The 21,088-nt window shown below is 64.4% G+C and carries 16 protein-coding genes and 1 pseudogene; 6 read left to right on the forward strand and 11 right to left on the reverse strand.

The window, feature by feature from the left end; genetic code table 11:
* Positions 1-284: 284 nt before the first annotated feature.
* From BLT59_RS16165 to BLT59_RS16185, 5 genes are read right to left on the reverse strand one after another with little or no spacing between them, the layout of a single operon-like run.
* A complete protein-coding gene (locus BLT59_RS16165) occupies positions 285-1,223 on the reverse strand; it encodes an arginase family protein (RefSeq protein WP_091782166.1) in 939 nt (312 codons plus the stop codon).
* On the reverse strand, positions 1,220-2,476 hold the full coding sequence (locus BLT59_RS16170; RefSeq protein ID WP_091782168.1) for a M20/M25/M40 family metallo-hydrolase: 1,257 nt from the start codon (positions 2,474-2,476) through the stop codon (positions 1,220-1,222). The genes BLT59_RS16165 and BLT59_RS16170 overlap by 4 nt, the downstream gene beginning before the upstream one ends.
* On the reverse strand, positions 2,463-3,128 hold the full coding sequence (locus BLT59_RS16175) for an amino acid ABC transporter permease (protein ID WP_091782170.1): 666 nt from the start codon (positions 3,126-3,128) through the stop codon (positions 2,463-2,465). The genes BLT59_RS16170 and BLT59_RS16175 overlap by 14 nt, the downstream gene beginning before the upstream one ends.
* 10 nt (positions 3,129-3,138) lie before the next feature.
* Complete coding sequence (locus BLT59_RS16180) at positions 3,139-3,948, reverse strand: ABC transporter substrate-binding protein (protein WP_091782172.1); 810 nt, start codon at positions 3,946-3,948, stop codon at positions 3,139-3,141.
* 32 nt (positions 3,949-3,980) lie between these two features.
* The gene (locus tag BLT59_RS16185) at positions 3,981-4,745 is read right to left on the reverse strand and encodes an amino acid ABC transporter ATP-binding protein (protein ID WP_091782174.1); all 765 of its coding nucleotides are present in this window, start codon (positions 4,743-4,745) and stop codon (positions 3,981-3,983) included.
* A gap of 109 nt (positions 4,746-4,854) precedes the next feature.
* On the opposite strand from BLT59_RS16185, the gene BLT59_RS16190 reads away from it, so the two are divergent.
* The 3 genes from BLT59_RS16190 (at position 4,855) to BLT59_RS30640 (ending at position 7,691) form a co-directional block, all read left to right on the forward strand.
* The gene (locus BLT59_RS16190; RefSeq protein ID WP_091782176.1) at positions 4,855-5,754 is read left to right on the forward strand and encodes a LysR family transcriptional regulator; all 900 of its coding nucleotides are present in this window, start codon (positions 4,855-4,857) and stop codon (positions 5,752-5,754) included.
* Positions 5,751-7,019 carry a M28 family peptidase gene (locus BLT59_RS16195; RefSeq protein WP_091782178.1) on the forward strand — a complete coding sequence of 423 codons (1,269 nt, stop codon included), beginning with the start codon at positions 5,751-5,753 and terminating at the stop codon, positions 7,017-7,019. Before BLT59_RS16190 ends, BLT59_RS16195 begins: the two co-directional genes overlap by 4 nt.
* A 438-nt stretch (positions 7,020-7,457) precedes the next feature.
* Entirely contained in the window at positions 7,458-7,691 is a 234-nt protein-coding gene (locus BLT59_RS30640; RefSeq protein ID WP_139174056.1) for a hypothetical protein, read from the forward strand.
* 347 nt (positions 7,692-8,038) lie between these two features.
* Here the strand turns inward: BLT59_RS30640 and BLT59_RS16200 are convergent, their stop codons facing one another.
* Both BLT59_RS16200 and BLT59_RS31330 read right to left on the reverse strand, forming a co-directional pair.
* Complete coding sequence (locus BLT59_RS16200; RefSeq protein WP_091782181.1) at positions 8,039-9,724, reverse strand: methyl-accepting chemotaxis protein; 1,686 nt, start codon at positions 9,722-9,724, stop codon at positions 8,039-8,041.
* Between the two features lie 1,119 nt (positions 9,725-10,843).
* On the reverse strand, positions 10,844-11,185 hold the full coding sequence (locus BLT59_RS31330; protein ID WP_175544032.1) for a hypothetical protein: 342 nt from the start codon (positions 11,183-11,185) through the stop codon (positions 10,844-10,846).
* 1,178 nt (positions 11,186-12,363) lie between these two features.
* Between BLT59_RS31330 and BLT59_RS16215 the strand changes: the two genes are divergently transcribed.
* On the forward strand, positions 12,364-14,508 hold the full coding sequence (locus BLT59_RS16215; RefSeq protein WP_348272289.1) for a methyl-accepting chemotaxis protein: 2,145 nt from the start codon (positions 12,364-12,366) through the stop codon (positions 14,506-14,508).
* A gap of 210 nt (positions 14,509-14,718) precedes the next feature.
* Here the strand turns inward: BLT59_RS16215 and BLT59_RS16220 are convergent.
* Both BLT59_RS16220 and BLT59_RS16225 read right to left on the reverse strand, forming a co-directional pair.
* Positions 14,719-16,070, reverse strand: a protein-coding gene (locus BLT59_RS16220; RefSeq protein ID WP_091782187.1) for an IS3 family transposase whose coding sequence is annotated in 2 segments (ribosomal slippage) — positions 14,719-15,732 and positions 15,735-16,070 — 1,350 coding nt in all. Because the reading frame shifts where the segments join, the coding sequence is not laid out codon by codon here.
* 228 nt (positions 16,071-16,298) lie between these two features.
* Positions 16,299-16,862 (reverse strand): VOC family protein, encoded by a 564-nt coding sequence (locus tag BLT59_RS16225; RefSeq protein WP_348272290.1) that lies wholly within the window; start codon positions 16,860-16,862, stop codon positions 16,299-16,301.
* Here BLT59_RS16225 and BLT59_RS30645 point away from each other — a divergent pair.
* A pseudogene (locus BLT59_RS30645) lies at positions 16,819-16,911 on the forward strand (HTH domain-containing protein); the annotation flags it as partial. The gene BLT59_RS16225 and the pseudogene BLT59_RS30645 overlap by 44 nt on opposite strands.
* 844 nt (positions 16,912-17,755) lie before the next feature.
* Here the strand turns inward: BLT59_RS30645 and BLT59_RS16230 are convergent.
* Complete coding sequence (locus BLT59_RS16230) at positions 17,756-17,974, reverse strand: hypothetical protein (RefSeq protein ID WP_091782193.1); 219 nt, start codon at positions 17,972-17,974, stop codon at positions 17,756-17,758.
* A 133-nt stretch (positions 17,975-18,107) separates the two neighbouring features.
* Between BLT59_RS16230 and BLT59_RS30655 the strand changes: the two genes are divergently transcribed.
* Complete coding sequence (locus BLT59_RS30655; protein WP_139174058.1) at positions 18,108-18,302, forward strand: hypothetical protein; 195 nt, start codon at positions 18,108-18,110, stop codon at positions 18,300-18,302.
* A gap of 234 nt (positions 18,303-18,536) precedes the next feature.
* Here BLT59_RS30655 and BLT59_RS16240 read toward each other — a convergent pair whose 3' ends face one another.
* Entirely contained in the window at positions 18,537-20,699 is a 2,163-nt protein-coding gene (locus tag BLT59_RS16240; RefSeq protein ID WP_091782199.1) for a TonB-dependent receptor, read from the reverse strand.
* Between the last annotated feature and the right edge of the window lie 389 nt (positions 20,700-21,088).

The raw sequence follows: 21,088 nt of genomic DNA on the forward strand, positions 1-21,088 counted from the left end.
GCATCATTGACCTGAGGGCAAAGGATCGCGCCCCGCGCATGGTCATCCCGCGGAAGGCCGGGGATCGGCTTGGACGCAAGCGGCGCATCGGTAAGCTGCATGCGCCACGAGCGGGGCCGTGCTTTGGCTACGATCCCCCGTGACGGACCGCAGGCGCCGGAGGACGGGCGTGCTCGCCCACTGCGGGAGGGGGCAGCCCCTCCACATGCCCCCGGTATCGCCTCTCCTCAGGGCATGGGCGCCGAGGGCGATCTCTCACACCCGGCTGGTCGGGCCGACGATACTCAGGCCATGTCCTGGATCAGGTCATGCCGGCGGGCCAGCAGAAGCATACCCTCCATGATCATGTGCGCACACAGATGCGCGGCCATGTCGTTCACGTCCTGCGGCGGGCTCACGGTGTTGAAGTCCATCGCCACGATGTTCAGGCCGCTCAGGCTGCGGATCAGCTCGATTCCCTCCCGCGCCGTCAGGCCGCCCCAGGTCGGCGTGCAGACACCGGGGGCGACGGATGGATCGAAGACATCCATGTCCCAGCAGAGATAGACCGGTCGTTCGCCCACGGTGCTGTGGAACTCGGCCATGGTCTGCGCGAAGCCCCGCCGTACCAGCGTCTCCGCGGTCACGACACGGAAACCAAGGCGGGTCGCGTGGTCGAGGACGCCGCTGCAATAGGTGAACCCGCGCACGCCCACGTGCCAGGACCGGGGGGCATCGACCCAACCCTCCTCGGCCGCGTTCGTGAACTGCGTCGCGGCGTTGTACCGGTCGTCCGGCTCATAGGGATAGGCGTCCGTATGGCTGTCGATATGGAGTGCGACGAGCCCCGGATGCCGGCGCCCCGCCGCCCGCATGAGCGCCAGCGATACCGAGCCATCGCCGCCGATCCCGACCGGCACGGCCCCCGCATCGAGGATCGCGCCGGCTGCCGCCTCGATCCGGGGCAGCGCATCGTCGATGCGCCCTGGTGTGAGGGCGACGTTTCCACAATCGACGGCGCCGAGGAGGCTCAGCACATCGACATCCGCCAGCGAGGGGTGGAACCGGCGGATTAGGCCGGATTGGCGGCGCACGGCGGTCGGGCCCTGCCGCGCCCCTACCCGAAAGGCGTGCGTCCCGCAGTCGAACGGGACGCCGAGGATCGCCGCCCGGCATCCGGGACCGGGGCTGCTAGCGGGAAGCCCCATGAAGGTTTCCGGCGCGGTGAACAGCGATTCGGTCAAGGCTGCGTGTCCCTCAGGAAGTCGAAGGCGGTGAGCGCGTGGACGCGCGCGACCTGCCCGAGTTCGGCGATGGTGGCGAACTCGTCGGGCCCACCCATGCCGTGGGGGGTAGGCCCGTAGACGACGGTGGGGATGCCGCGCATCCGGAACCAGCGGGCGTCCGAGCCGCCGACCCGCATGTTCACCGCGATCGGGGCGCCGATCACCTCTCCGGCGGCGGCGGCGCAAAAGCGCACGAGGCGATGGTTCGGGTCGGTGTGGTTCGGCGCGAAGTTTCGCAGCACCCGGACCGTCAGGTCCGGATCGTCGAGGGCGCCGCGGATCGCGGCCTCGACCGCCTCCGCCGCCACGCCGACGGGGAGGCGGATGTCGAGGGCGGCGCTGGCCCGGGACGGGACGAGGTTGGGCGATGTGCCGCCCTCGATCCGGCCGAGATTGACGGTGATCTGGCCGAGCGTTTCTGCCTCGCCGGCCCCGGCCAGGGGCTCGGAGATGGGACGCGACCGCGCGATCGCCTCGCTCACGGCGGCCGGTGCGATCACGGGCACCGCCGCCAAGGCCGCGCCGAGCCGGTCCAGCGCCCTGCGCAGCCGGTCGATCGCGTTATCTCCGAGGTGGACGTGGGCGCCGTGGGCGGGCCGCCCCACCGCCTCGACCTCGATCCAGAGGAAGCCCTTCTCGCCGAAGCGCAGGACGCGCGGCGAGCCGGCATCGCCGATGATTACCGCATCCCCCGTTGCGTGGGGTACGGTGTCGAGCAGCCACCGGGTTCCGAGGGGGCCCATCGTCTCCTCGTCTCCGGCCAGCGTGAGGACGACTTCTCCGGGCCATGCGTCCGCGACGTCGGCAAGCCCGGCGAGGGCGACGATGGAGGCAGCGATCCCGCCCTTCATGTCGGCGGCTCCGCGTCCGTACAAGCGCCCATCGATGGTCGCGCCGGCCGGATCGACGCTCCAAGAACTGGGTTCACCCACGGGGTATGTGTCGAGATGGCCGTTGAGGATGACCCGGCGGCCGGGTCCCGCGCCCCGGACCCGGGCAACCACGTTCACGATGCCCTCCGCGCATTCGTACTGCGCGATCTCGGCCGCGGGCACCGTTTCGCGGATGCAGGCGACGGCGACCTCGGCGACCGCGCGGATGTCGCCCGGCGGGTTGGGGGATGCGGCCGCGATCAGCCGCCGGGCGATAGCGGCCACCTCGGAGGCGCGGTCGATGGCGAGGGTGCGGCGGGCGGCGTCAGCGCGCGGCAAGGCGGCGCTCCCAGATGCGGATGGATTGGGTCAGCGGCCAACAGATCGCGAAGTAGATGGCCGCGATGAAGGTGAAGATCTCTAGCGGCCGGAACGTCGATGAGGACAACTCCATACCCCGCCGGGTGATCTCGCCGACTGAGATGACGGCGGCCAGGGAGGAATACTTGATGAGTTGCACGAAGTTGGCCGCGAGCGGCGGGAGGATGAGGCGGACCGCCTGCGGTAGGACGATGCGCACGAAGCTCTGGCCCGGCGTGAGCCCGAGGACCTGAGCCGCCTCCCGGTGCCCGACCGGGACTGCCTGGATTCCAGCCCGGAAGACCTCGGCGATGAAGGCCGAGGAGTAGATCGACAGGCCGAGGATGGCGGCGGCGAAGGCGTCGAGGCGGATCCCGAGGAGGATCGGCAGGACGTAGTAGGCCCACAGCAGTTGCACGAGGATCGGAGTATTGCGGATGACCTCACCGTAGATGAGGCTGATCGCCCGCAGGGGCCAGAAGCGGGAGCCCGACATGACAGCGACCAGAAGGCCGCCTGCCGTTGCGAAGACGAGGGTCAGCCCTGAGATGATGAGGGTGGTCTGGACGCCCGAGAGCAGGAACGGGAGGTTCGCCGGAATCACGTCCCAGCGGAATTGATAGGTGCCCATCGCCGGCGGCCTACGGCGCGACGATCGGGCCGAGCCCGTTCTTCTCGGCGAATTTGGCGAGACGCCCGTCGAGCTTGATCGTGTCGACGAACAGGTTGACGTAGTTGAGCCAGATCTGGTCGCCCGGCGCGACGACGTAGGCGTAGGGCGTTACCGCGAGCTTCTCCGGCGGCAGTAGGTAGGTGACGCCGGGGAACTCCTTCTTCATGCGCAGGGCGGTGGGGAAGTCGCTCATGATGACGTCGGCCCGGTTCGTCATCAATTCCGCTTGGCTGGTGGCCGGCGGCGCCACCGCGTTGACGGAGGCGTTCTTCAGGTAGCCGCGCATGAACGGCTCGATGTAGGAGCCGAGAGTGACCGCGGCGGTGATGCCCTTCTTGTCGATGTCGCCCCATTGCTTGATCGGGCCGTCCTCCTTCACCACCGCATAGACGTTGGTCACGAGGTACGGCTTTGAGAACTCGACGGCTTGCGCCCGCTTCATCGTTGCGCCGACGCCGAACATGCCGATGTCGCATTTGTTGGCCTGAAGGTCGGCGATGAAGGTGCCGAAAGCGGTCTCGACGACCTCGAGCTTGACGCCCATGTCCTTGGCCAACTCCTTCATCAGGTCGGCGTCGATCCCCTCGAGTTCACCGGTCGCGGGGTTGCGGAAGGAGATCGAGTAGTAGAGCGGCCAAGTGCACACGCGCAGCTTGCCGGACTTGGTGATGTCGTAGAGATGCGACTGCGTTTGCTGGGCATCGGCGGGAAGGGCCGACCCGAGAAGGGCAATCCCGGTCAGGACGGCCGCGAGGAGTCCGGTGAAACGACGTGTCATCGTGCAATCCTCCGTCTGAATGCGGGTGCCGATCAGTCCTCGAACTGTGCCAGGAAGCGGCGCGCACGGTCGGTGCAGGGCGCGGCGAAGAAGGCCTTCGGTTCGCCCTCCTCGATGATCCGGCCGCCATCCATGAAGACGACGCGGCTGCCGACCTTCTCGGCAAATCCCATCTCGTGGGTCACGACCATCATGGTCATCCCCTCGCTGGCGAGGTCGCGCATCACCGCCAGAACCTCGCGCCGCAATTCCGGGTCGAGCGCGCTCGTCGGCTCGTCAAACAGGAGGACGGCCGGGCGCATGGCCAGGGCGCGGGCGATGGCCACGCGCTGCTGCTGGCCGCCCGAGAGCCGGCCCGGATAGGCATCGCGCTTGTCGGACAGGCCGACCTTGGCGAGCAGCACCTCGGCCCGGGCGACGGCCTCGTCGCGCATTAGCCCGCGCACGCGGATCGGTGCCTCGATGACATTGGCCAGCACGCTCATATGCGGCCACAGATTGAAGTGCTGGAAGACCATGCCGATGTCCGACCGGACGGCGCGGGCGGCCCGCGCGACCGACCGGTCGGCCTTGCCGCCCGCGACGACCTGATCGTGCATGAGCACGCGCCCCTGGTCCGGTGCCGTCAGGAGGGCAAGGCAGCGCAGCAGCGTAGTCTTGCCCGAGCCGCTTGGCCCGATGACGCAGACCACATCCCGCTGGTGCAGCGTGAGATCCACGGCATCGAGGACGCGATGCGATCCAAACGCCTTTCCAATCTCCTGCCCCACCAAAACCCGTCGCGTCGAAGCCGCCATAGATCATCACCATCCGTGATGCAGACAGACTGGGATGATTTATCACCGCCTGTCACGCTCGAATTTTAGGCTTGTCTTAGAGGCGATTGCCGTCCGATAAATCACAGTTATGGATCTACGGCAGATCGAACTCTTCACTGCGATCATCGAGCACGGGAGCCTGACGGCGGCGGCTCGCACCCTCGGTGTCACGCAACCGGCCGTCAGCGCCGGGCTGGCACGCCTCGAACGGGCGGTTGGCTTCTCCCTCTTCCGCCGGGACGGCCGGCAGGTGGTGCCGACGCCGGAGGCGACGCTCTTCTACGAGGAGGCGGTCCGCGCCCTTGCCGGCGTCGCGCAACTGGACGATGCGGCCGCCGCCATAGCCGCTGCCGCGCGGGGCTCGTTGACGGTCGCGACCAATCCGAGCCCTGGAATCGCTTGGCTTCCCCGCATCGTCGCGGAATTCCAGCGGACGCGGCCGGACGTCCAGTTGAATTTGCTGACCCGCTCCTCGCGCGAGATCCGCGATCTCGTCGCGGCCCGTGCCTTTGATTTGGGCATCGCCGAGCCGCCGTTCGACAAGAAGGACAGCGTGCTCCGCCGCTACCGCTTCGCTGCCGTCGCGGCTCTCAAGACGACTCATCCCCTGGCCATGCACGAGACCTTGACCCCCGCGTTGCTCGACGGGGCGCCGATGATCGGGCTGCTCCCCGCCCACGGGACGACTCCCGCGATCGCCCAGGCCTTCGCCGCGCACGGGGCGGACTTGCGGATCATGGTCCGGTGCGAGTTCTTCGCAACCGCGTTGAACCTTGCGGCGGAGGGGGCCGGGATTGCCCTGGTCGATCCGATCGGCGCCGCGTGCCACGCGTCGCCCGACATCGCCATCCGGCCGTTCACCCCGCGCATCGCCTACGAGGTGGCCGTGCTGAAGCCGGCGCAGAGCGGTCTCTCCCGTCTCGCCGAGGCCTTCGCCGGGGAGATCGACCGGCACGTTCGGCCCTACCTAATGGAGCATGATGCGTGACGCAGCCTCTCCCCGCCTCCATCGCCGCCTCCATCCTGTCCGACCGCTTCCTGCCGGACGAGTTCGCGGCGATCTGTGATTGTGGCGGACGCCTCGCAGGCACACCCTCGGAGGATGCCGCAAAAGCCCTCCTCCGGCGCCTGGGCGAGGCGGCGGCGGGGCGACCGGCCGGAATCGTCCCGACGCCCTATGATGGATGGCGGTCATCCTCCGCCACGCTGGAACGCGTCGAGGGGGATCGGACCGTTCCGCTGGGCTGCCATCCCCTCGTGCGCACCGTCGCCACGCCGCCCTCCGGGCAGGAGGCGGAGGTCGTGGATGTCGGGCGCGGCACCGAGGCGGAGTTCACCGCGCTTGCTCCCCTCCTGGCGGGCCGCATCGCGCTGGTACGGCACGAATACATGTTCGCGCCTGGGCACATCCACCGCCGGTTGAAATATGCCTGGGCGCGGGAGGCGGGTGCCGTGGGCTTCCTGATCGCCGGGCCCCTTCTGACACGTCCGGTCGCGGGGTCATCCGGCCGGGGCCGGGAAGACGGAATCCCCGCCCTCGGGATCACGCCGGAGGCCGCCGCGCGCCTCGCGCCGACAGGAGCGGACTACGCCCGCGCCCGGCTCACGATCGTCGCAACGGAGTTCGCAGCCAGCACGGAGGCGATCCTGTTCGACCTGCCGGGGCAAACCGCCGAGACCGTCGTGCTAAGCGCCCATCTCGACGGACACGATCTCGCCGAGAGTGCGATGGACAACGCCACCGGTGTCGCGGCGGCACTTGCCGTGACGCGGGCGCTCGCCCCTCATGCGGGGCGTTTCCGGCGCGGATTGCGCCTCGCCTTCTTCAGCGCCGAAGAATGGGCCCTGACGGGCTCGCGGGTCTATCTCGACGGACTGCCCGAGGCCGAGCGCGAGACCCTCGCCTTGAACATCAACCTCGATTCGGTCGCCGGCTCCGGCCGTCTGACGGCCTTGTGCAGCGGCCTTCCAGGCCTTGCGGCCTGGGCTGAGCGAGCCACCGTCGCGGCGGGCGTGCCCGTCGGGACTTTCCTGCCGCCGATGGCCAACTCGGACCACGCCAACTTCACGCGGCACGGCGTTCCGGCCCTGCGCCTCGTCGCAGGCTTCGATGAGGGAAACTCCAATCTCAGGTACGTTCTGACGGCGGCCGATACGCGCGACAAGGTAACGGTGGGGCAACTGCGTCTGGCGACCCTCGCCGCCGCCGCGATGGTGTGGTCCGCCCTCACCGATGAGCAGCTTCCCTACTAAGGAGCCTGCCACAACCCTCCCGGACCCTCCAGGGGTACTCTTCATTGTGGGGAACGTCCCCGCAGCCATCGCAGCGCTCGTTCCACCGAATTGCAAATCGAACACGCGGTGCTCGCCGCAGAAGTTGCTCGAGAATCGCGTCCTTCGTAGGGCTGCCAAGCCAGTCAATCGCACTAAGCCAGAATGTCCGGCTCCAGTAGCCCTTCGCTTGAAAGCGGATTTTCCGCTTTCGGCCAATATCTAACGCCGCGACCCGCTCGCCTGAACGTCTCAGATGGGTGGATTTCTGCCCGTCCGCTTCGGGACGGCAGGTGCATCGAAACGGACATAGCCGTAGGACCGCACGCGATCCTTAGCAGACAGGCAGGTTGCCTGTGTGGAAGTCTCGTCCTGGCTCTATCCCATAACGGGTGGTCGGCACCTCCTGAGAGACAGGCTATGTCTACGACCACCATTCACCAGATCGCATGTGACAACGGTCGAACATGCTTGACCATCCACCAGCGTCAGGATGGCCTCTTCTTCTACACCGAAGATAGCTTTGAAGGCTGGGATGATACGCCCGCCATGTGGCGGGAAGGATACCCTCCTTCTGGCCTTTTCACGACAGCGGAGGAAGCCAAGGCTGAGGCCGAGGCTGTCTTACCTTGGCTGCGAGCGACCCGCATCTGACAGCTTCCCACCCCGAGGCGAAGTTGCCGGGCGGCTGACGAACGGCCGCTTCAGGGAGGTGCCCTTAGCAGGCTCAGCGGCCGGATCGGGTCGCTAGCGGGGCTGCTCGGGGTGGATTTCCGCCGATCCGCTTCTGTTGCGGCACGGCAAGGAAGCGGACATCGCCTCCGCGGCCACGCGCGATCCTCTGCGCACGCGGAACGCGTCCGCTTGCCGACCGCCGGTGGACCGTCGACCTTCGGGCTAAGCAGGCGGCTTCGGCCAAGTCGGCTTCAGCAAGGGGCTCGACGATGTGGACAGCATGGTTCATGAGGCCGTGCAGCTGGAGAGCACGGCCTCTTCGGGCTTTACGCCGCTCGCACGGTGGCGAGGAAGCGTGCAACCTCACCACTGAGGTGCTCTGACTGGCGCGACAGTTCCGAGGCCGCGCCGAGGACCTGGCTCGCCGCTGCCCCCGTCTCCTCGGCCGCACCGGCAACGCCCGCGATGTTGCTCGTCACGTCTCCGGTGCCCTGCGCCGCCTGCGAGACATTCCTGACGATCTCCTGAGTGGCCGCACCCTGTTCCTCGACCGCAGCTGCGATCGAGGTCGCAACGCCGCTGATCTCGCGGATCCGTTCGGTGATTCCGGCAATCGACGTGACCGCTTGGCCGGTCGAAGCCTGGATCTGGGCGATCTGACCCGAAATCTCACCCGTCGCCTTGGCAGTCTGCTCAGCGAGCGCCTTCACCTCAGAGGCCACGACTGCAAAGCCGCGCCCCGCCGCGCCAGCGCGCGCCGCCTCGATCGTCGCGTTTAGAGCCAGAAGGTTCGTCTGCCCAGCGATCGACGAGATCATTGTGACGACGTCACCGATGCGCGAGACCGCGGCGCTCAACTCCTGAACGAGGGCGCCGGTCTGACCGGCCTCAGTGACAGCGGTGCGGGCGAGATCCGCCGAGCCGGCGACCTGGCGGCCGATCTCCTGGACAGAAGAGCCCAGCTCCTCCGCCGCGGCCGCGACGGTGTTGACGTTGGAGGCGGCCTCCTCGGCGGCCGCAGCCACCGTGGTCGACTGGCTGGCGGTCTCGGTTGCCGTGGCGGTCATGGTCTGGGCAGTGGCCTGCAATTCGGTCGCCGACGACGACACCATGCCGATGATGCCACCGACGGCGGCCTCGAAGCCGTCCGCCATCTGGCGCATGCCGGCCTTGCGCTGCTCCTCGGCGGCCAAGCGGGCCTGGGCAGTCTCTGCTTCAAGGTGGCGGGTGCGGATCAGGTTGTCCTTGAACACCTGCACGGCGGCCGCCATCTCGCCGAGCTCGTCGCGCCGGTCGGCTCCGGGAACCGTGACTGACGTATCGCCGGCCGCGAGCGTGCCCATCGTGGCCGTCATACGGGTAATCGGATGCGAGACGCGCAGGAGGCTGAACAACATCGCCCCGAGCGCAAGGACAAGTGCGATCACCATGGCGACGTAGGTCACGCGGGTTGTGTCATCGACGTCGGACACGGTCTTGTCCGCCTCGCCCTGAGCACCCGCTCGATTGAGGGCCACAGCTTGTGTGATGATCTCAGACAGGCCTGAGTAGAGCTTCACGATCTCGGGCTGAGTAATCGCGCTCAGTGCCTCCGACTGGCGGCCTGCATCCATCAGCTCGACAGCACGCTTGCCGATGGCTCCGAACTGTATCCACTCTTTCCCAAACCGCTCGTAGAGCGCGCGCTCCTCGGGCGAGGAGATGAGCGTCTCATAGCGTCTGCTGACCTGTTCTGCGGCCTCGATCCCCGACAGGTACTGCTTACGATACTCGGCCAGCTGCTGGGGGTCACGTGTAGCAGCGACCAGCCGGTATTGGCGCACGCGAGTTTTGTCGACGGCTGAGTTTAACTCGCCGAGCGTTTGAACGGAGGGTAGCCAGTTGCCTGCGACTGTTGTCGCACTGTGACGGATTGCACTGAGCTTGATCAGCGTGATGGCACTCTCACCGGCTACAGTGGCTGCCAGTAAAGCAAAAAGGCCGCCCAGCGCGGCCTTGATCGAGATGCGCATCGTTGGTCCGGCGGATAGAGGAACGCTACGCGGCGTCCGATCGCATAACATCCACCAAGAGTTACCAGCATCCTAAAAGGTCACGAAGATCGCGTAACCGTGAGATGTATTTCTATCGAGAGAAGGCAGTTCAGCTGAGGAGGCGGAGCTGATATCACATCAAAGATCGTGGTTGCCCGCCCTCGAAGAAGGACACGAGCATGCTTGGCCTGAGTCAAGGCCGGCAATCCCCTGAGCCGACTTTGTATGGAAGTCGACGAATAGCGGCTCCTGAGAGGCCCGGAACTAGGATGAGCGTGCGCTGGTGAACCTTAAGGCGTTCGAGGAGGGCGTCGAGCTTGTCGAGCATGGTCGGGCTGCAGGTGTCGAGGCGGAGCTCGAGAACCAGTTTGTTTCTTCTGCCGGACCGCGCAGTCGGAGCGACCCTGGCCATGCTTGTCTATAGAGCAGGCCATAGCCCTGCAGGATCGAGGGCGTTTACATCAATGCAGATGTTGTCCATTGTAAGGACAGCGAGCAACCCGGCCAGTAGTACAGCCGTCGCACCAACTAACACCGGGCTAACCCGCTCCGGATCTAGCCAGTGCTCCCTTATCACTGCGCATCCAAAGGTGAACGCGGCCGCCTCCGTCAGAGGCACGACGCTAGGCAGCCCCATGTTGGTCCTCTCTCCTCCACATCGGCCACGAGCAGCGCGAACTCAGAAGGCGTCGGACGGTTGCCCATCCTCAAGATGAACCTTGAGCGTCAATTCGCGGGTATCTATCCGCGTCTGAACCTTCGCCTCCAGCCTCGGCGGACTTGTCAGCATAGTGACCCAGAACGCTCCGGTAGCCAAAGCAAAAGCGGCTATTAGCATCAGAATTTTTCGCATTCTGTATCTCCCAAATCAGTGGATTCAACACTTTCTTCAACACGACAGATGAGATTGGGATCTATAAGTGGAATATTTGGATATAACTGCCATAAACGCAGTCCATTAGATCAACAATGGCGCAATTAGATCGCGATATGCCCGAAATATTCGGAAATACAACCTATCTATCGCCCTTCAAGTAATGCATATGTGAGTATCGCATGCTCGATATGTTGAGCGCATCCTTCAATTGAGGGATGCGTCTAAGCTGAATTCGGCGCAAGGAGGCGCGGCAGTTGGCGCTTCCAAATGGTGCTGGTTGCTGCAGGCCGTTTGTCCGCTTCCCCTTTTCGGCGGCTCTCCTTTTGCATATCCAGACCGTAGTCCGCCGCCTGTCGCCGCCCGCCGGTGTAGCGCTGCCGAGCTTGACGGCGTATCCGGGCTGTATGGCCAATCAGGTGAAGCAACAGCCTCAGGATTAAGGTCTCGTCCTCTTCGGCGTCGTCTTTCGGGACTTCGGCCGCGCCCCGCGCCGGAGCGTACTGATGTCGATCCTTGGCGGTCTGGATGGTGGTCAGCAGGCGCACGATCTCATTGAGCAGCAAGAAGCGGAGATCTCTCAAAAGGCAGGTCTGCCTTCGCTGGCGATCCAGAGATTGAATCGAGCTGCCATAACAGAGCCGACGCTCGTTCGCGCGGGATTTGCGGCGCCCACAACTCGGCAGCGAACCGCGGCTCCTTCAGATCAGCAGGTGCCGATCGCCTCCCCAGCTGCGAGCTATGGCCGAACGGTGCACAAGTAGGTCGTCACCGACTGCTTGCGATCCCGAGCCCGAGTTGCTGAAGAACTGAGGAGCGGCCGCTTTGGAGTAGCGCGATCGGCGTTCCTTACGGCCGGGTTGGGTCGCTACCGGAATGGCTGCTCAGCGTGGATTTCCGTCGGTCCGCTTACGACCTGAAAGGCATCAAAGCGGAAGTTGCCCCCCGCTCACGACCGAAGCGGACGGCATCCGCTATTGGCACATTGCGTCGACCGTCTTCGCTTCCTTGTAGGCGATGACGGCAGCCGGCTTGATAGGGATCAGCATCCCACCATGCAAAAACGCCTGTAGCTCGCATCGCCGGATCATGTTGCGGACGTGCTGCGCGCTGCAGCGCCACTGCTCGGCCAACGACACAAGGTCGCAGACTTGAGGGCGTCTTGGATAGTCCTCAGACGGCGCAATCCGGGCGGTATGGCGACGTCTGACATCTTTTCAAGTCTGGATCCTCTCCGCATTATCTTTGGTCGGCTGCTTCTTCTGCTGGGCCCTGCTCTTCCCCCGCAAGGAGGGATTCAAGTCTTTCCATCCGGTAAAGCTCTCGGCGTCCTCAGGCCGGCGCAGCACGCCGAAGGCAGCGTCCAGCTTTCGCAGAACCCAGACGAACCCGAGATCCGCTGCCGAAAAGGCCCGGACACCTGTCCATCCCGCACCAACTCGTCGAACTTGGCTGCGCCTACCCCACTGTAGCGGGCAGCCTCCTGCCGGCTCAGCCCGCGTCGAGGCACTACCTTGACGGGGACCACGGCTGGGGCGTCGGGAGCCTCGGGGTGGCACTTCGGCATCGCAGCTGAGCCCTCTTTCGGCTTGATCAGAGTGGCGTGGACGGGGCGCGTGTCGAGTCAACCAATCTGTTGACGAATTCCCTCACGCCGAGGGCAGCCTGATCAAATTACGCAAAGGCAGGCAGCCTCGCTGGCCCAGCCATCAAGGTTAAATCTTCGTCAACCGGTTTGCCAGCTATGATCTGGAAGCTGCCGCTGGATGCTGCGCAGCGTATTGACGTAGGCCCTGCGATGAAGATCTCGGTCCGTGCGCTCCTATCAGGCCTGTTTGGCCTGATGTGCATCATCGCCCTGTGCCTCGCAGGCGGCGGCATCAGACAGGCCCTCACGGCCGGAGAGAGTGCGAGTGAGGTCGCCAAGCTGGCTCAACTCGACAAAGCTATCTTCGAAAGCTTCGCTTCCACGCGTCTCGAATGGGGCTCCTCGTCAGCCGCACTCCTGATCGGAAACGATCGGAACGCGAATGAGCGCAAAGCCGCCCTGGAGTACCGTCAGGTCGCCACGAAAGCGCTGGAGGCCGGCCTGAACGGGTTGGCCGGCCTGTCACTGGATGGCGCGGGCCAAGTCCATCGCGAACTCGCCGCCACCTACGACGATTGGAAAGCGGTCCGCTCAGAGGTTGACCGCGGCCTCGGGCAGGAGCTAGCCGCACGCGACATGTCGGTGCGGACCCGACTTGATCAACGGCTGGAGCCGGTGCTGGTCGCGCTCTCGAAGGGAGCCAAGCTTCTGGGGCGGCGCATGGTGGCGCTCGATGCAACGACGTTTCCCCTCATTCAGATCGGCGCGACCGCGTGGCAGGCGCGGCTCAACGCCGGTCTGCTCCGGTTCCAGGTGCGGACGATCCTGGCGCAGAACAGAGCGGTGCGGCCGGAAGAGGCGACGACGCTGCGCGAATATGCGCACCAGGTCACGTCCGGTCTCGCTGTCATGACCGACCTGATCGACGAGCACACTCCCGCCGAGCTGCGCACGGCCTTGACTGCCGCGCAGAACAGCTTCTCTGGAAGCGCCTTCGTGAATCTGCGCAAGGACATCGACACCTCAGCTGTGACCGGCCAACCGCTCGCCTTCAGCATGGAGACGTGGCTGAAGCTGGCCGGCGATGCGCAGTCGAACGTCTTCGCCGTTGCGACTGCCGCGATGGAAGTCCTGGCTGCTCAAGCCACCGCTTCAGCGGGTCAGGCTTGGACTTGGATGCTCATGCTCACCGGGATAGCCGTCGGCATACTCGCTGTTGCCATTGTCAGCTTCCTGATCCTGCAGCGGTGGGTCTCCCAACCCATCGTTCGCCTGGAAGAAGCGATGGGTAACTTGGCTGCTGGTGACAGCACGGTCGCTGTCCCGGGTATCGGACGCCATGACGAGATCGGCGCAATGGCGTCTGCCGTGCAGGTGTTCAAGGACAACCTGATCCGCACCCGCCACCTTGAAGCAGAGACTGCCCAGGCCCGCTTGGCCGCCGAGGAGCAGCGCAAGGCCGGCATGCGCCAGATGGCGGACGGCTTCGAGCAGGCTGTCGGCGGCATCATCGGCATGGTGTCTTCCTCGGCTACCGAGTTGCAGGCCACCGCGCAGACCATGACCGCGACGGCGACGGAGACCGCCAGCCAATCGACGACCGTGGCGGCTGCTGCCGAAGAGGCCGCCTCCAACGTCAACACCGTAGCTGCAGCGGCGGAGGAGCTGGGCTCCTCGGTCCAAGAGATCGGCCGACAGGTCGCAGGCTCGGCCGAATTGGCGCAGCGCGCCGTGCACGAGGCCGACCAGACCGGCACCTTGGTGCAGGAGCTGAGTGTGGCCGTGTCCCGGATCGGCGATGTGGTGGGGTTGATCTCGACCATTGCCGGGCAGACCAACCTTCTGGCGCTCAACGCAACCATCGAAGCAGCGCGCGCGGGGGCGGCGGGGAAGGGCTTTGCGGTGGTGGCCTCGGAAGTGAAAGCGCTGGCGGAGCAGACCGCGAAGGCCACATCGGAGATCTCGGGACAGATCGCGCAGATCCAAGCCTCGACGGGTCAAGCAGTGACGTCGATTGCGGGTATCACCGGCCGGATCCGAGAGATCAGCGATGTCGCCACTTCGATCGCGGCCGCCGTCGAGGAGCAGGGTGCAGCGACGCGAGAGATCGTGCGTAATGTGAGCCAGGCGGCAATGGGCACAGGCGAGGTGACCAGCAACATCGCCGGTGTGGCTGGCGCCGCCGAGGAGACCGGGGCAGCGGCGAGCCAAGTTCTGGGCGCGGCCTCGGAACTGTCGCGTCAATCCGAGCACCTCACCGCCGAGGTCGGGCGTTTCCTCGCAACTGTTCGGGCGGCCTGAGCGAGGGTGACTCGTCACTTTAGCTGAAGCCACCATCGTCGGAGGACCGTCCCCGTCCACATTTCGGGGGCGGTCCTTTTTCATCCCTGACCGCAACTAGCCGCCTGTCGCCGCCCGCCAATCTGGCGCTGCCGAGTGTCCGTCGTCAGATGATTTGAGACGGCTTGAGGCGCTCAGGAACGGAGGCTCTGGTCCACCTGGGTTGAGAGGTTAGGCAGCGTGCGCGTGATGGCGTAAGCGGCGGTCCATGAGGGTCTGGCGCTTGATCCGCGCCCGGTCCTGCAGGATGGCCTCGCCGCGGCCGAAGTAGACGTCGGCAGGGGTGAGGTTGCCCAGGCTCTCGTGAGCCCGGAGATGGTTATAGTGCTCGACAAAGGCGGCAACCCGCGCCTCCAGTTCGCCGGGCAGGTAGGCGTGTTCGAGCAGGATGCGGTTCTTGAGCGTCTGGTGCCAGCGCTCGATCTTGCCCTGCGTCTGAGGATGGCGGGGCGCACCGCGGATATGGGTCATGCCCCGGCTGCCGAGCCAATCGGCCAGATCACCCGCGACGTAGCTCGATCCGTTGTCGGTGAGTAGCCGTGGCCGATGCACCACTTGCACGTGGTCGAGCCTGGCCGCCGCCAGCGCCAGGTCGAGCGTGGCGGTGACGTCGCTGGTCTGCATCGTCGCGCACAGCTTCCACGCCACGATGTAGCGTGAGAAGTCATCCAGCACCGTCGAGAGATAGTACCAGCCCCAGCCGATCACCTTCAGGTAGGTGAAATCGGTCTGCCAGAGCTGGTTAGGCGCGGTAGTCTTGTCGTGGAACTCATCGGAGGCTTTGACCACGATGTAGGCCGGACTGGTGATCAGGTCCTGGGCCCTGAGCAGGCGGTAGACGGTGGCCTCCGAGACGAAGTAGCGCCGCTCATCGGTGAAGCGCACCGCCAACTCGCGCGGGCTGAGCTCCGGCTGCTCCAGCGCGAGGGCAACGATCTGATCGCGAACCTCGGCGGGCAACCGGTTCCAGACCCGGCTGGGTCGGGACGGGCGATCCGCCAATGCCTCGGGGCCGCCACGCTGGAAGGCGTCATACCAGCGGTAGAAAGTGGCGCGCGGGATGCCGAGCTTCTCCAAGGTGGCGCGCACCGGCAAGTGGGATTGCTCGACCAGCCGGATGATCTCCAGCTTCTCAGAGGCCGGGTACCTCATGCCTCGTCGTCCCCAGCCCCGGTCATACTTTTTTTCAGCGGGCGGTTTTCCAGGACGAGATCGGCCACAACCTCCTTCAGCGCACCCGCCTCGCGACGCAGGTCCTGGACCTCGTCGGCGGTCGCGGCACGGGCCGTGTCGCCGGCCAGCCGCTTCTTGCCGGCCTCCAGGAACTCCTTGGACCAGCCATAGTACATCGAGCTGGCGATGCCCTCGCGCCGGCACAGCTCGGCGATGCTGTCCTCACCGCGCAGCCCTTCCAGCACGATGCGGATCTTCTCTTCGGCCGAGAACTGCCGGCGCGTGGCGCGTCGGATGTCCTTGATCACGGCTTCTGCCGGCTTCCGCGCCGGCCCGGATGACTGTTTCATCTTCGCTCCTGGGGGCTACGATGAACCAGCCATCCTCCGTTCGTGAAGACCCTCAATCTGTCTCAGGAGTGCTGACGGCGGACACTGCTTCTGAGCATCAGCAATGACGCCCGCAGCGACCGGGATGGGTCGCTACCAGACGGACCGCTCGGGGTTTGTATCCTGCCAGTCCGCGTCCGAGCGCAGTTATGCGAGAAGCGGGCCGCAGAGGATAGGCTTCTTGCCGTATCAGCTTTGGCCGAGGCGCTGCTTGGCTTCAGGCGTGACTGGAGCGAACAAGTTAATGAGCGTGCCGTCTGGGTCGCGCAGTAACAGCGAGCGGTTGCCCCACGGCATCGTTGTCGGCGGCTGCACCACCGTCACATCGATACTAGACGCAATCCGTGCCTGTTCCGTATCCACGTCGCCGACTTGGAACTCGATAATCGCGCTTCGGTTGGCTGCGGCCTCGGCGACGGCGTCCAAACCGGATAAGGCCAGCGTGCGCGTGCTTTGGATCGCCAGCGTCGCGCCCGGCGTGCGGATCTCGGCGAAGTCAGGCGTGTAGTGCGTGGCGGGAAGCCCCGTCACAGCCTCGTAGAAGGCGACGAGGCGGTCGAAATCGGCAGTGACGATACGGGTCGAGGCAAGTTGCACGCTTTCCTCCTGAGCGAGCGCGGCTTTGCGGCCGCCAACGATGGGCGTAACCGAGCCCTGCTGACACCGTTCTGTCAGCAGAGATGAGCCGATGCGCCGCGCCGATCGCCCGTTGCAGATCATCCAGATCCTGCGCCGCTCGGCGCGACCAATCACGGCCGCGGTGCTGGCGGAAGAGCTCGAAGTGACCGTCCACACGGACGTAGGCAGCGGAACGCTTGACCGCGAGGGCCTTGCCCAGCGTCGTCTTGCCTGTGTTGGGTAGTCCGCAAGGACGACGAGTATGCGGCTCCAGCGCTCTGCTACGTCCGCTTATAGGGGCAGCCGCGGCGGTCGTGAACGAACGCGTTGGGTCGCTATCGGAAGGGCTGCTTCGGTTGGTTCATTGCCGTCCCGTTTCGGGGCGGTGATGAAGGGAGGCGGATGTCGCCGTGCTTCCTGACGCCCCTTAGCGGTCCTTACTAGCTCGGTCGTCAACGTCCTCGCTTGACCGGAATGGCCGCGCGGCCTTCCAGAAGCCGATCAGCCCACAAAGAAAAAGTAAGGCTGCAGATAGAGCACACGATAACTGTCGCCAGATCGGCTGCCAATCATTCTGGTAACTCAATTTTGAAGTAGCGCTCTTCCAGCTCGGGTCACCGACTCTCACAGTGTACCAACTCAAAATAGCAGCGCATACAATAGCGTATAGCCCCATAGCGGCCCACTTCGCCCGCCTTTTGAGGCCGGGGGGATCCGTTTCGGGGAGCAGGAAAGGCATACGTTGCGGTATCGCAGAAGACATCTGATCTTAGCTGAGATCGTAAGAATGTCTGCTTACCGGAAGCGGCGTTGGCGATCCAGGCGACCGGCATGGGTCGCTACCGGAATGACGGCTTGGGGCGGATTTCGGCTGGTCCGTTTTCGGGCGGCCATGTTTAAAAGCGGACGGCCTCGCCGTTCCTGCTCACGACCCCAAGCCGACCCTCAAAATGTCCGCCTCCTAGACCGACCGCAACGCATAGCCCTGCTCATTGAAGGAAATCAGGTCGCGTTGACCGGGAACGGCATCAGGCTGTGTCTGCCCCTTTCTGGAGATTGCGATCCCGTTGGTCACGCAGCCGAAGGAGCCGCTTCAGCTTCGCTACCAACAGCCCTGCGGCCTCCGATTTGTCTCGCCCCTCTTGGTGCAACTCGCGCAGACGCTTTAGCAGAGCGGTGACCTCCGCGTCGGCCGCCACGATCTCCGCATTCTTTCGCAGCAGTTCTTCGATCCAGAAGTCCGACATGCTCCTACAGAAGCTTCTCGCGGCAGAGGCCACCCGCTGTCTCGGAGAGGCCGTCATCGCCCCCTATCTCACGACCTCGTGAGGTATGGTACTTGCTGTACATGATATCGGTCCGGCATGGGGGAAGCCATCCATGCCTGATGAAAAGCCCGTTGCGACGGCTGTGGCTGTCCGCGAACTGATCGATATCAAGTTCATCGACGGGGGCGATACCGTCGCTGCCCGCTTCATCGCGGCAGATGGCCAGACTGTCGGCGTGGTCATCCCACGAAGGGTGTTTGCCGAATTGCAGGCGAAGGTACCTGATGGCTCGGATCATAAGCGCTAGGCCGGGCTTGTATCGGACAGCTGGCCAACGACCGCTTTGTAGAAGCGCCGCTGGTCAATCGGGTGGCTGGGTTGGGTTGGACGCGGAAGGGCAGCTTGGGGTGGTTTCGCGACCGTCCGCTTCCATGTGGCAGCTGCAATGAAGGGGACGTCGCCGCGCAGCCAGATGTCGGCCCTTCTCACGCGTTTGAAAAACTCGCGTGTCTGCAGCCTAAACATCGCAGAGCAGCGGCGTTCAGAACCGAGCGATGATCTGCGCCCTGATAGTCCGGGGAGCGCCCGGCGTGATGTTGTTGTTGTTGTCTGCCGTGGAAATGTAGCGCCGGTCAAACAGGTTCTCGATGTTGACCTGAGCACGGATCGACTCGCTGATATTATAGAATATTCCTAGATCGATCCGCGTATACCCCGGCAAACGGATCGTGTTGTCAGATGTTGCAAAGGTGTGTGAGTAGTTAAGGACACCAACTCCGACAGCAAGTTCGCGCGTCACATCAAACTTGTTCCATAGAGTGAAGGCGTTGAACGGGACCAAGCCGACTGTGTTGCCAGCCACGATCGTCGCTGAGGTCGCGCTGGCGATGCGCGCATCGGTGAAGGCGTAGCCGCCCGCGATCTGCCACCAATCGGTGACATACCCGTTCGCACCGATCTCGAAGCCCTGCGTGTTGGTCTTCCCCGACAGGATGAAGAAGCCGGGGTTGTTGGGATCGGCCAAACGCTGGTTGTACCGGTCAAGGTTGTAGGCCGCGGCTGTGATCTGGAAGCGCGGGTTGACGTCGTACTTGATGCCGACCTCGGTGTTCTCGAACTGCTCCGGCTTCGCGATGACCAAGCCCGGTGTGAAGTTGCCGATCTGGTCGCCCGAGGAGGGCAGGTAGGACACACTGTAGCTCGTGTAGAGGGCGAGGTTCGGCAACGGCTTCAGCACGAGACCGGCGCGCGGCGAGATAGGATCGTCCACGCGATTGTTGCTCAACAGCGTGCGCCGGTCGGTGGAGGTGAAATCGAAATGATCGTAGCGCAGGCCGCCGACGAGCTGCAGCCAGTCGGTGATATCGATCTGGTCCTGGGCATAGACGGCCGCGAGGCCGAGGCTGTACCGCGCGTTCGAGTCCGTCGTGCCGTTGTTGCGTAGGGAGGTCGGCACGAAGGTCAGCGGGCGGAGCGGACTGACCACGACACTGCTCGCGAGGCTGTTCCCGAAAAACAGGGACTGCCTGTAGGCCAGTCCTTCCTGGTAGCCGAGCTCGAACCCACCGAGGAGGGTGTGCTTGATATCCCCTGTCAGGAATTTGTAGGTGAAGTCGTTCTGGCTGAAGTAGTTCGTCCGCGGCGTGTCGTTGCGGTACCCGGTAATCGTCACGGCGGTCCCGGCGGCGTTCACGGCGCTGCCCGGAAGTGTATTGACGTAGTACCGGTCGTAGTCCGCAAAGCGCAGCTGGCTGTGCATCTCGACACCCGAGTCGAACTGGTGGTCGAGCTGCACGGTGGCGATGTTAGCATCGACCTTCGTGAAATTCACGTTTGGATTGCCGAAGAAGGTCCGGATGTTGTCACGGTACCGGTAGGGGCGGCCGAATTGCGACGGGATGCCCCGGTCGGGAAAGCGCTGATCGTGGAAGTACTCGTATGAGAGCTTCAGCGTCGTCTGCGGGTCGATGAGGAAGGTGGCGGTCGGATTGACGCCGTAGCGGGTCAGGTCGCCGAACTGGCGGTAGGTCCCCGAATCCTCGAACACGCCATTCAGGCGGAAGAAGGCGGTATCGCTGATCCGATCGCCGACATCGACGGCGACGCGCTTGTCGCCGAACTGGCCGCCGCCGGCCACGATCTCCCTGACGCGGTAGCCGTCCGCCTCCTTGAGGACGCGGTTGATGACGCCGCCTCCGCCACCGCGGCCGAAGATGAGGGAGTCCGGCCCCTTCAGGACCTCGATCCGCTGGATGTTGTACAAGTCGCGGAAGTACTGAACGTCATCACGAATACCGTTGATGTAGAAATCAGCGCTGGTGTTTTGACCACGGATCAGCACCTGGTCGCGATTGCTCTCGCCCTGCGCAGGAATCAGGCCCGGTACGAACCGCAGCTGCTCAGTCAGGTTCTGATAATTTTGATCCAGAAACTGCTCCCGTGGAACGATGGTGATGGATTGCGGAATGTCGATGACCGGCGTGCTCGTCTTGGTTGCGCTGCGCGTCTGCTTGGTCAGATACCCGATAGTGACCCCACCCTGCGGCTCCGGGCGCTCGCCCGCATTCTCGACCGTGAGCTGGTCGAGTGTGACGACCTCGGCAAGCTCGGCCGGAGTTTCGCCTCGTTGTGCATGCGCGGCTGTGGCAGATAAGGTGCTAGTCAGCAGAAGCCCGAGGAAATGACACCTGAAAGTCCTGCCCATCATTCACTCCGCGGCTTCGCACGAAAGCCGGTACGTACCGAAAGCTGTTCGATTTCGGACGAGGAGTTACGAGTGAGACACAATGCGGATCAAGAATTAATCCCATGCTGAACAGGCAAAGATTCTGTAACAAATCTTAGAATAATTCTTATACTCATTGTATCTCACTGAGATACATCACAATAGCGTTTTGAAAATGAAGTTAGATCAGTTACAATCTAGAAATATCCGGTCTCAGGCGTTGCAGATCAGCAACATGTCGAACGTGAGCGGTTGCACCCTTCGGACCCGCCCCAGTTCCACGCTTGGTCAAACTGCCCTGGTCATACCGAGATTCCCTATCCATCACCGGAACGCGAGAAGCGACCTGGCACACCTTTACGGGCGCA

It is taken from the genome of Methylobacterium sp. UNC378MF (assembly GCF_900103195.1).
Lineage (GTDB): Bacteria > Pseudomonadota > Alphaproteobacteria > Rhizobiales > Beijerinckiaceae > Methylobacterium.

Bases quoted from the DNA above. Each gene is read 5' to 3' on its own strand.
- BLT59_RS16175 (WP_091782170.1), bottom strand. From the start codon at position 3,128: ATGGGCACCTATCAATTCCGCTGGGACGTGATTCCGGCGAACCTCCCG.
- BLT59_RS16180 (WP_091782172.1), bottom strand. From the start codon at position 3,948: ATGACACGTCGTTTCACCGGACTCCTCGCGGCCGTCCTGACCGGGATT.
- BLT59_RS16185 (WP_091782174.1), bottom strand. From the start codon at position 4,745: ATGGCGGCTTCGACGCGACGGGTTTTGGTGGGGCAGGAGATTGGAAAG.
- BLT59_RS16190 (WP_091782176.1), top strand. From the start codon at position 4,855: ATGGATCTACGGCAGATCGAACTCTTCACTGCGATCATCGAGCACGGG.
- BLT59_RS30640 (WP_139174056.1), top strand. From the start codon at position 7,458: ATGTCTACGACCACCATTCACCAGATCGCATGTGACAACGGTCGAACA.
- BLT59_RS16200 (WP_091782181.1), bottom strand. From the start codon at position 9,724: ATGCGCATCTCGATCAAGGCCGCGCTGGGCGGCCTTTTTGCTTTACTG.
- BLT59_RS16215 (WP_348272289.1), top strand. From the start codon at position 12,364: ATGATCTGGAAGCTGCCGCTGGATGCTGCGCAGCGTATTGACGTAGGC.
- BLT59_RS16230 (WP_091782193.1), bottom strand. From the start codon at position 17,974: ATGTCGGACTTCTGGATCGAAGAACTGCTGCGAAAGAATGCGGAGATC.
- BLT59_RS30655 (WP_139174058.1), top strand. From the start codon at position 18,108: ATGCCTGATGAAAAGCCCGTTGCGACGGCTGTGGCTGTCCGCGAACTG.
- BLT59_RS16240 (WP_091782199.1), bottom strand. From the start codon at position 20,699: ATGGGCAGGACTTTCAGGTGTCATTTCCTCGGGCTTCTGCTGACTAGC.